General features: G+C 67.7%; 11 protein-coding genes. 6 read left to right on the top strand and 5 right to left on the bottom strand.

Going from position 1 to position 12,503, the window contains the following annotated elements:
- Positions 1–5 precede the first annotated feature (5 nt).
- From ACEN98_RS22400 to ACEN98_RS22385, 4 genes are all read left to right on the top strand, one after another.
- Complete coding sequence (locus ACEN98_RS22400) at positions 6–806, top strand: alpha/beta hydrolase (protein ID WP_413387142.1); 801 nt, start codon at positions 6–8, stop codon at positions 804–806.
- A 7-nt stretch (positions 807–813) separates the two neighbouring features.
- Complete coding sequence (locus tag ACEN98_RS22395) at positions 814–1,494, top strand: GNAT family N-acetyltransferase (RefSeq protein ID WP_413387141.1); 681 nt, start codon at positions 814–816, stop codon at positions 1,492–1,494.
- Positions 1,495–1,737: 243 nt separating this feature from the next.
- On the top strand, positions 1,738–3,231 hold the full coding sequence (locus ACEN98_RS22390; protein WP_413387140.1) for a PhoX family protein: 1,494 nt from the start codon (positions 1,738–1,740) through the stop codon (positions 3,229–3,231).
- A 22-nt stretch (positions 3,232–3,253) separates the two neighbouring features.
- Entirely contained in the window at positions 3,254–3,844 is a 591-nt protein-coding gene (locus ACEN98_RS22385) for a PEP-CTERM sorting domain-containing protein (RefSeq protein WP_413387139.1), read from the top strand.
- Positions 3,845–3,917: 73 nt separating this feature from the next.
- On the opposite strand, the gene ACEN98_RS22380 is transcribed toward ACEN98_RS22385, so the two are convergent.
- Positions 3,918–4,883 (bottom strand): IS110 family transposase, encoded by a 966-nt coding sequence (locus tag ACEN98_RS22380; protein WP_413381644.1) that lies wholly within the window; start codon positions 4,881–4,883, stop codon positions 3,918–3,920.
- Between the two features lie 233 nt (positions 4,884–5,116).
- A complete protein-coding gene (locus ACEN98_RS22375; protein ID WP_413387138.1) occupies positions 5,117–6,517 on the bottom strand; it encodes a GntP family permease in 1,401 nt (466 codons plus the stop codon).
- A gap of 229 nt (positions 6,518–6,746) precedes the next feature.
- Between ACEN98_RS22375 and ACEN98_RS22370 the strand changes: the two genes are divergently transcribed.
- Both ACEN98_RS22370 and fliD read left to right on the top strand, forming a co-directional pair.
- On the top strand, positions 6,747–7,679 hold the full coding sequence (locus ACEN98_RS22370) for a PAS domain-containing protein (protein ID WP_413387137.1): 933 nt from the start codon (positions 6,747–6,749) through the stop codon (positions 7,677–7,679).
- 54 nt (positions 7,680–7,733) lie between these two features.
- Positions 7,734–9,047, top strand: coding sequence for a flagellar filament capping protein FliD (gene fliD / locus ACEN98_RS22365; protein WP_413387136.1), 1,314 nt, complete (start codon positions 7,734–7,736; stop codon positions 9,045–9,047).
- A 21-nt stretch (positions 9,048–9,068) separates the two neighbouring features.
- Here fliD and ACEN98_RS22360 read toward each other — a convergent pair whose 3' ends face one another.
- From ACEN98_RS22360 to ACEN98_RS22350, 3 genes are read right to left on the bottom strand one after another with little or no spacing between them, the layout of a single operon-like run.
- Positions 9,069–11,327 carry a putative bifunctional diguanylate cyclase/phosphodiesterase gene (locus ACEN98_RS22360; RefSeq protein ID WP_413387135.1) on the bottom strand — a complete coding sequence of 753 codons (2,259 nt, stop codon included), beginning with the start codon at positions 11,325–11,327 and terminating at the stop codon, positions 9,069–9,071.
- Between the two features lies 1 nt (position 11,328).
- Positions 11,329–11,982: a methylamine utilization protein gene (locus ACEN98_RS22355; protein WP_413387134.1), complete on the bottom strand. Its 654-nt coding sequence runs from the start codon at positions 11,980–11,982 to the stop codon at positions 11,329–11,331.
- Entirely contained in the window at positions 11,979–12,431 is a 453-nt protein-coding gene (locus ACEN98_RS22350) for a nuclear transport factor 2 family protein (RefSeq protein WP_413387133.1), read from the bottom strand. The genes ACEN98_RS22355 and ACEN98_RS22350 overlap by 4 nt, the downstream gene beginning before the upstream one ends.
- Positions 12,432–12,503 lie beyond the last annotated feature (72 nt).

The following is a 12,503-nucleotide window of genomic DNA, read 5'->3' as shown; positions in this document are numbered from 1 at the left end:
ACCGCATGGAACTCGAACTGATCACGCGCCGCCCGGCGACGCCCCGTCCGGACAGTCCGCGCCTGCTGCTGGTGCACGGCATCTGCGTGGGCGCCTGGGTGTGGGAGGAACACGTCCTGCCCTGGTTCGCCGACGCCGGCTTCGAAGTGCATACGCTCAGCCTGCGCGGCCATGGCGGCAGCGGCGGGCGCGAACGGCTGAACGACTGGCGCCTGGCCGACTACACCGAGGACCTGCGCACGACCATCGCGCGGCTGGGCGACGGGCCGCTCGTCGTCGTCGGCCACTCGCTCGGCGGCGCCGTCGTGCAGGACTGGATCCGCAGCGGCGGGCACGCGGCCGGCGTCGCGCTGCTCGCGTCCGTGCCGCCGTGGGGCCTCGCGTATTCCGCGTGGCAGATGATGCTGTCCTCGCCCGACCTGTTCCAGCAGCTGGCGCGCCTCTCCTTCGCCGAACCGCGGACGCTCGACCCGGACGTCATGCGCCGCCACCTCTTTTCCGACGACCTGCCCGACGCCGAATATGCCCGCTTCGCGCGCCGCGTGCAGGGCGAGTCGCGCCACGTGGGCATCGAACTGCAGGGCTGGCGGCCGTTCGCGCCGATGCCCTGGCAGGCGCCGCCCGTGTTCGTGCTGGGCGGCCAGGACGACCGCTTCATCCGTCCCGACGCCGTGCGCGGCACCGCGACCTACTACGGCGTGAAACCGCACCTCGTGCCGCAGCTGGCGCACGCGCTGATGCTCGATCCGCACTGGGAAGACGCGGCCCGGCCGCTGCTGGACTGGATCCTGCAGCTGCCTGCATAATGACAGCATGGCCCACCCGCTCGACAACATCTTCTGGAACTGCCTCGACGGCCCGCACCGCCATCTTTCCACCGGCACCGACCGGGCGCGCCGCTATGCGCCCGGGTTGTCGCCCATCGTCGGCTTTCCCGATCCCGAGCGGCCCGATTTCGCCGCGCTGCGCCCGTTCTGCACGCCCGGCGAGCAGTTCTATTGCGACGCCTGGTCCGGTCCCGCGCCGGACGGCTGGCGCATCGAGGTCGATGCGAAGATGTTCCGCCTCGCGTGGGATGGCCGCCCGGGCCCGGCCGGCGATCCCGCACCGGACGCCCTGCCGCTGGGCCCCGCCCACGCGGAAGAGGCACTGGCGCTGGCCCGGCTGACGCGTCCCGGCCCGTTCGGCCTGCGTACGATCGAGATGGGCGAATACTTCGGCCTGTTCGAGGACGGGCGCCTCGTCGCGATGGCCGGCGAACGCACGACGGCGGGCCGCTATCGCGAAATCAGCGGCGTCTGCACGCACCCCGACCACCAGGGCCGCGGCCATGCGAAACGCCTGATGCAGAAGCTCATCATGCGCCAGCTCGCGCGCGCCGAGATCCCGTTCCTGCACGTGATGAGCGCCAACCAGGCCGCCCACGATTTTTACCTGCGCATGGGCTTCCGCGACTATGGCGAGACGGTCGTACGGGTCGTCACGCCATGCTGATTCCTGTGTACTCACCGTAGGGTGGGCGGCCTCCGCCCACGCGCAACGCCAGCAAGCCGCACGCGTCACGCGTGGGCACGTTTCATTTGAGGCCCCCGGCCTCAAATGCCCACCCTGCCGTTGTCTTTTTGCTGTCATCGAACGGTAGTTTTCGTTTGCTTTAATGCATGAGCACGTGCCATCCCGGCACGCAAACCGGCCGCCAAGTGCCGGTGCAATCCATCCCTATGGAGAAAGCTCAGCATGACTCACAACGACATCTCGCCGTCGCGACGCAATCTGCTCAAGAGCATGGGCACGTTACCTTTCGTCGGCGCCTTCGCCGCCCTGCAGGCGCGCGAAGCGCTGGCCGCGGGCGGCGTCAGCGCCCTGGTCGACAGCCCATACGGCCCCATCGCCCCCGTCAACGACCTGACCACCGGCCTGCCGCTGCTGCAGCTGCCGGCCGGCTTCACGTACAAGAGCTTCGGCTGGACCGGCGACACCATGACCGACGGTAAGCCCTGCCCCGCCGCGCACGACGGCATGGGCGTCGTCCTGGCGCGCAAGGTGGGCCGCAGCACGGAGCTCGTCCTGATCCGCAACCACGAGGCGCACGCCGTCAGCCCGAACAAATTCATCAACGCGTTCGGCGCGTACGACACGGGCGCGAGCAGCGCCGGCGCGACCACGGTGCTGGGCGGCGGCACGACGAATCTGCTGTTCCGCGACGGCGCGTGGGTCAGCGTGACCCCGAGCCTGGGCGGCACGGACGGCAATTGCGCGGGCGGCATCACGCCGTGGGGCACGTGGCTGTCGTGCGAGGAAATCGGCTCGGATGGAGTCTCCGCCTCGGGCAAGAAGCATGGTTATGTGTTCGAAGTGTCGCCGGACACGACGCAGACGACGGGCCAGCCGATCGTCGGCATGGGACGCTTCGCGCACGAAGCGGCGGCCGTCGATCCGGCCACGAGCATCGTCTACATGACGGAGGATTCGTCGGGCAAGTCGGGCTTCTACCGCTACATTCCGGACGACAGGAATGGCGGCTACGGCGCGCTGGCGCGCGGCGGCGTGCTGCAGATGGCGCGGGTGCGAGGGACGCCGAACGCCAACGTGGCGGGTGCGCTGAAGGGCGACGCCTATGTGCTGGAATGGGTCCCGATCGCGAATCCCGACCAGAACCGCGGCAACGCGACGGGGCCGTCCGGCACGACGATCAACAACGCGGCCGGCCCGTTCGTGCAGGGCTGGCTGCAGGGCGCGCTGCGCATGAACCGCGGCGAAGGCATCTGGTACGCGCAGGGCAAGATGTACGTGATGGACACGTCGGGCGGCAGCGTGGCGCGCGGCGCGATCTGGGAACTGGACCTCGCCACGCAGGTCTTCCGCTGCATCTATTCGAGCCCGAACACGACGGTGGGCAATATGGGCGACAACCTCACAGTCAGCCCGCGCAACGCCATCCTGATCTGCGAGGACGCGTCCACGGCCACGACCGACGCCTTCGGTTACGGCCAGCGCCTGATGGGCATCACGCAGGGCGGCGACGCCTACATCTTCGCCAAGAACAACGTGCAGCTGACGACGCCGCAACTGAACGCGGCCGGCAAGCTGGATACGCTGGCGGGCGACCACCGCGGCAACGAGTTCGCGGGCGCCTGCTTCGACCCGACGGGCCGCTACCTGTTCGTCAACATCCAGACGCCGGGCATCACGTTCGCGATCTCCGGTCCGTGGGCCAAGGGCCCGCTCTGATCCGCCATCGAAAGGAACCGACATGAACAACAAACTGATGGGCGCATTCGCCCTGGCGGCCGCGCTGGCACTGCCGCAACTGTCCCAGGCCGCGATCCTGGCCGGCACCACGGGATCGAATACCGTGACGGATTACAGCGGCGCTGGCCTGGCCTCGTTCGACCTCGACCTCGCCACGTTCACGCCGACGACGTTCAGCTTCGTGCTGGAAGCCGGCGACCTGGCAGCGCCCCTCGCCTTCAACGCGCTCGTGCGCAACCTGGCCGGCACCGCACTCGATGAATTCAGCTTCTCGTTGAACGGCATCGCGTTCTTCACGGCCGGCAGCGTGACGCCGGCGTTCGGCACGGTCGGCTCGACGACGTACGGCGCGCACATGGCGAACGTCGTGTTCAGCGCGCCGGAGTGGGCCGAGTTCCAGTTCGGGAATGCGCTGGGTGCGCCGGGTGCCAGCGACTGGCTGCTGGATACGCGCGGCCTGCGCGCGGGCGACACGTTCACGATCACCGCCGCCACCGCGGCGGTGGCCGAGGTGCCGGAGCCGTCGAGCGCATTGCTCACGATGACGGCGTTGCTGGGGATGGCGGCGGCGTACAAGCGCAAGCGCGGCTGAGCGTTGCATACGTACGGTGGCACGGGGTGCCCACCGTACGGCATCGTGACAATCGTAGATACTGTTATCCCGGTCAAGCGGCGTGCAGGTCTGGATTGAACTTTTGTCCGGACTTCAGCACGCCGAAGGCGACATGAAGCAGCTTTCTCATCATGGCGACGATAATGACCATGGGCTTTTTTCCAGCGCTGGACAGACGAGCGAGGAAGCGCTTTCCCCAGTTCGTTCGATACAACGTGACCATAGCCGGCATGTACAAGCCTTTCCGGATCAGATTGTGACCGACCCTGGAGATGCGTGTCTTTCCTTGAACGCTGCTGCCTGACTCATGATGCCGCGGATCGAGCCCGGCATAGGCAGTCACCTGTCGGGCGTTCGCGAACCGGCCTGGAGCGAGCGAAAAAGCCAGCAGCAATGCGATCGTACGTTCACCGACGCCAGGAATGCTGTCCAGCAGCGCTTTCCGGTCCTTCAAATCGGGATCGCTGTCGATGTGATCGCGAATTTTCTTGCTGAGATGCGCGATTTCCTCGTCAAGCCAGACGATATGGGATGTAATGCCGTCCTTGACGGCTTCACGCGCCACTTCGAGACGATTACTTTCCTGAGTCCGGATCTCCTGAAGAGCGTCCAGGCGCAGCACCATGGCCCGTAACTCTTGTTCTTGCAAAGACGGGGCCTTCCACGGTTCCGGCCGACTCTCCTTGCAGAAATCAGCGATCAACTTCGCGTCGACCTTGTCAGTCTTGGTCCTGACAAGACGCGACGCACCAAACGCTTTGATCTGCACCGGATTGACGATACTGACCACGTACCGATGGTTCGCCAGATACTCGGCGACGGCTTCCCAGTACACCCCGGTAGCCTCCATGCAGACGTGAAGCTGGGGCACGTCAAAGCTGCAAATCCATTGTTGTAACTCTTTAAATCCGTTGGGCGTATTGTCGAAAACCTTGTGCTTGTGCTTGCCGTCCGGTTGGCGCAGCGCGCAGTCGAGCTTTTTCTTGGCAACGTCAATTCCCAGGTACCACTCTTGCATCGATATCCTCTTCTGATCCACCTTGCGAAATACGGGCTCACGGCTAGCCGGGCCAAAGATACTGTCCGATCTTCGAACGAGGGAGAGCAGCTGGTGCGAAATCTACGAAACTGGCTCGTGCCAAAGGGTGGGCTCGGCATCCAGCTGCTCAGAACCTGAGGTGCCCCTCAGGTAAGCAAATTGCTCAGAAGGATAATACAAGGGTGGGCACCCCGTGCCCACCAAGCAACCGGCTACACGAGTCCCGTGACGTAATAAAACGCGATCACGAAGAACACCGCCAGCGTCTTGATGACGGTCACCGCAAAAATCTCGCGATACGATTCCTTGTGCGTCAGCCCCGTCACCGCGAGCAAGGTGATGACGGCACCGTTGTGCGGCAACGTATCCATGCCGCCGCTCGCCATCGACACCACGCGGTGCAGCACTTCCAGCGGGATCTGCGCGGCCTGCGCGCCCTTGATGAACAGGTCCGACATCGCGGCCAGCGCGATGCTCATGCCGCCCGACGCCGACCCCGTGATGCCCGCGAGGGAGCTGACCGACACGGCCGCATTCACGAGCGGATTCGGAATGCTTTTCAAGGCATCGCTGACGACGATGAAGCCCGGCAGCGCCGCGATCACGCCGCCGAACCCATACTCCGACGCCGTGTTCATCGCGGCCAGCAGCGCACCGCCGACCGCGGCCTTCGAGCCGTCCGCGAAACGCGCGCTCACGCGCCGGAACGCGGTCAGGATCACGACGACGATCCCCAGCAGCAACGCCGCTTCCACCGCCCAGATCGCGACGACGGTCCTGATGGTCGCCGTCACCGGCGTGTGCACGCCCGGCAGGATCTCGGCCGGCACCGTGAACGAATCGCCATACCATTGCGGGATCATGCGCGTGAGGATGAAGTTGGCCACGCCCACCACGATCAGCGGCAGGATCGCCAGCGCCGGATGCGGCAGCGACGTCGCCTGCGTGCGTTCCGGCTCGTTGACGAGGGACGTGCCGTAGCCCTCGCCGCGCGCCAGCGCCGCGCGGCGGCGCCACTCCAGGTACGACAGGCCCACGACGATGATGAACAGCGAGCCGACGGTGCCCAGCACGGGCGCGGCCCACGACGTCGTCTTGAAGAACGTCGTCGGGATGATGTTCTGGATTTGCGGCGTGCCCGGCAGCGAATCCATCGTGAACGAGAACGCGCCCAGCGCGATGGCGCCCGGCATCAGCCGTTTCGGGATGTTGCTCTGGCGGTAGAGCTCCGCCGCGAACGGGTACACCGCGAACACGACGACGAACAGCGACACGCCGCCATAGGTCAGCAGCGCACACACGGCCACGATCACCGCGTTCGCGCGCGAGCGGCCGATGTAGCGGATGGCGGCATTGACGATGGATTCCGAAAAGCCGGACAGCTCGATCACCTTGCCGAACACGGCGCCCAGCATGAACACGGGGAAGTACAGCTTGACGAAGCCGACCATCTTTTCCATGAAGATGCCGGTGAATACGGGTGCGACGGCGTCCGGCGCCGTGAGCAGCACCGCGCCCAGGGCGGCGATCGGGGCGAACAGGATGACGCTGTAGCCGCGGTAGGCGGCGAACATCAGGAACGCCAGCGCGGCGAGAACGATCAGGAATGACATGGGTCTCCTCTTTCTTCTTGATGCAGCCGATTATTATTGATCGGACAAATCTTTGAAATACGTAAAATTACTGTTACATAGATTCCGGGTGATGTTGCGTTGCCACATATGTAAAGGTTTGCATTTCCACTTCCCTCATTCAGCGTCGCCGCCGGCTTACATCTATTAGGAATTTCGCAAAAGAAATGATATTTTGTGAAACACCCATCGATGTATTGCGGAGACCGCCGTGCCCGTTGTCAGTGCTGAACTCCTGTTGATGTTGATGCCGCTCGCGGCAGTCATCGCCATCCTGCTGGGATGGCAGCAGCAGCGTCTGGGCGACGCCCGGCGCGACAGCCTGGACACGCACCGCGCCATCCTGACCCTGGAAGCCGCGTTCGCCCACGTGCCGGTCGGACTGGCCGTGCTGGACCTCGACCTGCGCTACGTGCGCATCAACCGCCTGCTCGCCGAGATCAACGGCCTGTCGGCCGAGGACCACATCGGCAAATCGATCCACGACGTCATTCCCGACATCGCCCCCGCCGCCGAAGTGCGCATCCGCCAGGTCATGGCGCGCAGCACGCCCCTCCTCGGCTTCGTGTTCGAAGGCGCGACGCCGGCCCAGGCGCACGTGCGTCGCGTATGGCGCGAAAGCATCTACCCGGTCGTCGACCGCAACGGCGCCCTGCTGGGCGTGACCGTGGTCGTCGAGGAGATCACCGAACAGCAGCGTCTCGCCGGCGCCCTGAAGGACAGCGAGCGGCGCGAGCAGCGCCGCACGAACGAGCTGGAAGGCCTGATGAAGGCGGCGCCCGCCGCGCTGTTCGTCGCCAGCGACCGCGAATGCCGGCGCATCAAGGCGAATCCCGCCGCCGAGCGCCTGCTGCGCCTGCGCCGCGGCGAGAATCCCACGGCGGACGTGCCCGGCCACCGCGCGTTCGCCGTGTACGCGGGCGGCACGCTGCTGGCCCTCGACCAGTTGCCGCTGCAGCGCGCCGCCGCCACCGGCGAGGAAGTGCGCGACGAGACGCTGACGGTGCGCTTTGCGGACGACGAGCGGCTGCAGGTCGTCATGAACGCCCTGCCCCTGCGCGACGAAGCGGGTGAAGTCGTCGGCGCCGTCGCATGCTTCGTCGAGGCACCCACCGCCGCGGCAAACGCGGAGATTGACGGGTAAACCGGACGATGTTCGGTAAATGAAACGGCAAGCTTGCAGCGATAATATCGAGCCATGACGACCACCATTTCATCGAGGACGACGGCGAACGCCAACCAGGGCCTGGCCGACCTGTACGGCGCCGCCGTGAAGTCGCTGAGCGCCCGCAACACGGGCCTGCAGGGCATCGACGCGCAGATCAAACGCGACGACGCGCGCCTGTCCACGCTCGGGCGCCTGGCCAACGTGCTGGATGACGTCAGGTCCGTCGCCGGAACCCTCGCCGCGAGCGGCCTGAAACTCGCGACGCAGGTCGACGGCAAGGTCCTCGACGCGCGCATCACCGCTTCCGGCGCGACTGCCGGCGCGCACAAGATCGACGTCAAGCAGCTGGCCCAGGCCCAGCAACTGGTCACGATCCGCGTGCCGACGGCCGCGACGACGATCGGCAGCGGCGCGCCGACCGTCGTCAGGATCGAAGCGGGCGGCAGCGCCAGGACCATTCGCATCGGCGCGCCCGACAACACGCCGGACGGCATCGCCGCCGCGTTCAAGGCGGCCGGCATCGATGCGAAGCTCGTATCCGACGACAAGGGCGTCGCGCTGAGCCTCACCGGCCAGCCCGGCGCGGCGAATGCCATGCGCATCGGCGTGTCCGGCGACCCGGCCCTGCAGGCGCTGCTGTCTTACCAGCCGGGCGCGCGCGGCGCGGTGACGCAGGCGAGCGCCGCGCAGGATGCGGTCGTCAACGTCGACGGCAAGACCGTCACCAGCGGCAGCAACAAGCTCACGGGCGCCATCGCCGGCGTCACGCTCGACCTCAAGGCCAAGGGTGCCGGCACCGTGACGCTGGCCGGCGACAACACGGCGATCGCGAAGAACGTCAAGGCGTTCGCCGACGCCGTCAACGCGCTGCCGGGCCGCCTGGCCGCGCTGAAGTCGGGAGACACCGCCTCCGACCGCACGCTCGCCCAGATCCAGGACCAGGTCACGCGCCTCGTCGGCGGCGTCGATCCCACCGCTCTCGCGGCCATCGGGGTGAGTACGAAGAACGGCAAGCTGGCGATCGATGCGGCGAAGCTTGACGCCGCCATCGCCGCCGACCCGGACCGGGTGGCCAAGCTGTTCGCGAACGGCGGCTCGGGACTCGCGGACAAGGTGGGCACCGGCATCGCGCAGCAGCTGGCGACGGGCGGCACGCTGGCCGGCCAGGCCGCGGCCGTGGCGAAGGACCGCGACACGCTCGCCGACAAGAAGACGCAGATGACGCAGGCGGTCAACGCGCAGGCCAGCAACCTGGTGCAGCAGTACGCGAATGCCGGCAGCAATTCGCTGTTCGGGCTGATGAACGGTGGCCGCCCGATGTCGGCGTTCGACTTCCTCGCCTGACGTTCTTCAGGCGACCGCGGTTCAAACCACAGTATGGCGCGCGAACCCGGCGAGCCAGTCCTGCAGCTGCGCCGCCGTCATCGGCCGGCCGATACCGTAACCCTGCGCGATGTCGCAGCCGTGCTCGCGCAGCCAGCGCAGTTCCGCCGGCGTTTCCACGCCCTCCGCGACGACCGTCAACCCCAGTGCGTGGCTCAGCATGATGGTCGATTCGACGATGGCCGCGTTGCGCGGCGACTCCGTGATCGCGGTGATGAAGCTGCGGTCGAGCTTCAGTTCGTCCACGGGCAGGCTTTTCAGGTAGGCCAGCGACGCCTGGCCGACGCCGTAGTCGTCGATCGACAGCTTGATCCCGAGGCCCGCCAGTTCATCGAGGTGCGCCTGCGCCAGCGCCGGATCGTCCATCAGCGCGCTTTCCGTGATCTCCAGGCACAGGCGGCGCGCCGGTACGGCATGCCGCTCCAGCAGGCCGCGCACGCGCCGGCCCAGGTGCGGATCGAGCAGGTCCAGGGTCGACAGGTTCGCCGACACGGCGATGTCCAGTCCCGCCGCATGCCACACGGCGGCCTGGCGCACCGCAGATTCCAGCACCCACGGCGTGATCTCGCGGATGAAACCCGTCTGTTCGGCGAACGGGATGAAGCGCGCCGGCGCGATGCTGCCGCGCTCCGGATGCTGCCAGCGCAGCAGCGCTTCCACCGCCACGATGCGCCCGCTCCCCAGCGCCAGCTTGGGTTGATAAGCGAGCGTGAATTCGCCGGCCGCCAGCGCACGCCGCATGTCGCCGATGAGGGACAGCTGCTCGTGCGCGGACTCCCCGCCCGCCTCCTGCGCGAACGCGATACCGGCATGGCGCCGCTTGGCGGCGGCCAGCGCCAGCTCCGCGCGCCGCAGCAGCGTCGCCGCATCGAGGCCGTCGTCCGGATACAGCGCGATGCCGACGCTGGCTTCGATGTCGAGGCGCTGGCCGTCCAGCGTGACCGGGTCGCGCAGCGCGGCGAGCACGGTGTCGGCGAAACCGCGCGCGGCCTCGGGGCCGGCGCCCTCCAGCAGGAACGCGAACTGGTCGCCCCACAGGCGCGCCAGCATGCCGCCCGCCGGCACCAGCGGCTGCAACTGGCCCGCGACGGCGCGCAGCAGGCGGTCGCCGACGACGTGGCCCAGCGCATTGTTGATGAGGGCGAAGCGGTCGACGTTCACGACCAGCACGGCGCCGCCGGCGCCCGGCGAGAGGCGGCCGAACGCTTCCAGGAAGCGCGTGCGGTTGGGCAGGTCGGTCAAGGCATCGACGTAGGCCAGCCGGGCGATGCGCTCCTCGCGGCACGCGATCTCCGTGCGCATCTGCTCGAAACTGCCGGCCAGCTGGCCGATCTCGTCGCGCGGCGCGGGCGGCAGCGGCTGCGCGTAATCGCCCTGCGCGATGCGGCGCGCGGCGGCGGACAATTGGTGCAGGGGCCGGACGATGCGCCCGGCCAGCATCACGCTGCCCGCCGCGAACACCGCGATGGCCGCGACGATCACGCCCAGCAGCCGGCCCTGCAGCTGTTCGAACGGCGCCCGCACCTGCGCGACGGGCAGCCGCAGCACGGCCTGCAGGCCGCCGTCCAGCGGCACCGCCACCGACGCATCCCGCGTGCCGACGGGTGCGCCGGACGAGGCGAGCACGCCGGGCGTCCCGGTCCGCACGATCTGCACGCCCAGGCCCGTGATGCCGGCCATGTCGGCCGCCCAGCGGTCGTCCACGTGGAAGCCCATGGCCACCCACGCGATGCGCGTGGGCGCCTGGATCGGCACGAGCACGACTTGATAAAGTTGGCCACTGAGCTGGCCGTTGCGCATCTGGCGCAAGCCCGCGCTGCGCCCGGACGCCTCGGCGGCGGCGATGAGGTCGGGGAACGGGAACGGGTCGCCGGCCGCGCTGGCGCGCTGCGTGGTGGCGATCAGCCTGCCGTCGGTGCCCGCGACCATCATCACCTGCGCGTGGATGCGCTGGCCGTGGTTGCGGATCACGGAACGCACGGTGGGCTGGTCCTGCGTCGCGATCGCCTCGCGGAACGCGAAGTCGGCGGCCAGCACGGCGGCCGCCGTCTCGAGCTGGCGCTGGTTCTGTTCGAGCAGGCGCTGGAAGACCTTGGCGCCGACGGCCAGTTCGCGCCGCGTCTCGCGCTCCACGATCCGCTCGCTGCTGTGGTGGACGAGCGCCAGCACGAGCCCCATGACCAGCACGAGCAGGCCCACGAAGACGATGGCGATCCGATGCCGCAGCGATCTCGATGACATGTCAGTAACGGTCCGGGTCGTCCTCGGTATGCGGCTTCGGTTGGCGCGCGCGCGCGTCCAGCACGAGCGTCATGCGCACCGGCGCCTCCTCGATCTCGATGTCTTGCGGCGCCACGGCCACCTTCTGCAGCGGATGCCACGGCCGCACGCGATAATGGCCCGCCGGGACGTTCGTGACGGCCGCACGGCCATCCGCGCCCGTGCGGGCAAAGTATGGCGTGTCGACGACCAGCACGTGGGCCTCCATCCAGTCGTGGATATTGCAGCCGATGTCGACCTGGCCCGGCTTGTCGAACACGACGGGCTGGCCGGGCTTGCCGGCATACAGCTTGATCTCGAAGCGCTTCGGCTCGGAGAACGAATACACGTGGTGGCGGATCGTGTCGTTGTTGGGGAAATCGACGCTGGTGCCGGTCTGCACGACGGTCATCCACGGGATGAATTCGCGGCCCCGCTGCTCGATTGCTACCCCTTTCGCGGCAGGGACGCGTGCACGTGCGCGCGCAGGCGTGCCCGCGAGGGGCTCGACGAGCACGGCGGCGTCGGCCAGCGGCGTGCCGGCCGGCGTCTGCACGAGCACCTCGACGGTCGCGGCGCTCGCGCTACCCGCCACCAGGGCCGCTGCGCACAACAGCGGCGGCAGCGCGCGCCTCACGGATCGATCTGCAGCGCGGGCGCGATCTGCCACACCTCGGTGGTCAAATCGCCGTCGCGGTAGGTCAGCGCATGCCAGACTTTCACGGGAACGGTGCCGCCGTAGTCGGCCTTCGCCTGCAGCGACGTGCCGCGCGGATTGCCGAGCGCCGTCAGCTTGCCGAACGACGCGGGACGGGGCTTGCCGGCATTCGCCGCGATGAACTTCTGCCAGACGGCGCGGATCGCGGCCTTGCCGCGGTAGCGGCCGTCGAGCGGTCCGCCGACCCACTCCATATAAGCGTCATCGGCATAGTCGCGCATCAGCGCTTCCAGGTCGCCGGCGGCGACGGCGTCGAGGTGGGCCTTCGCCTTCGCCTCGTCCAGCGGTCCGGCCACGGCCTGGCCGCCGCACACGGGCAGCAATGCGCATGCCAGCAGCAGGGATGCAACCTTCGTCTTGCGAATCATGGTGTCTCCTCCACGTGTATTTATTGCTCGAGCAAAAGTTTCGTGTCCGAAAATCATAATTACACGGAAACC

The organism is Massilia sp. CT11-137, from assembly GCF_047302885.1.
GTDB classification, from domain to species: Bacteria; Pseudomonadota; Gammaproteobacteria; order Burkholderiales; family Burkholderiaceae_D; genus Telluria; species Telluria orientalis.
Note: the sequence above shows the minus strand (reverse complement) of the source record. Positions and strands in the feature narration are given on the sequence as shown.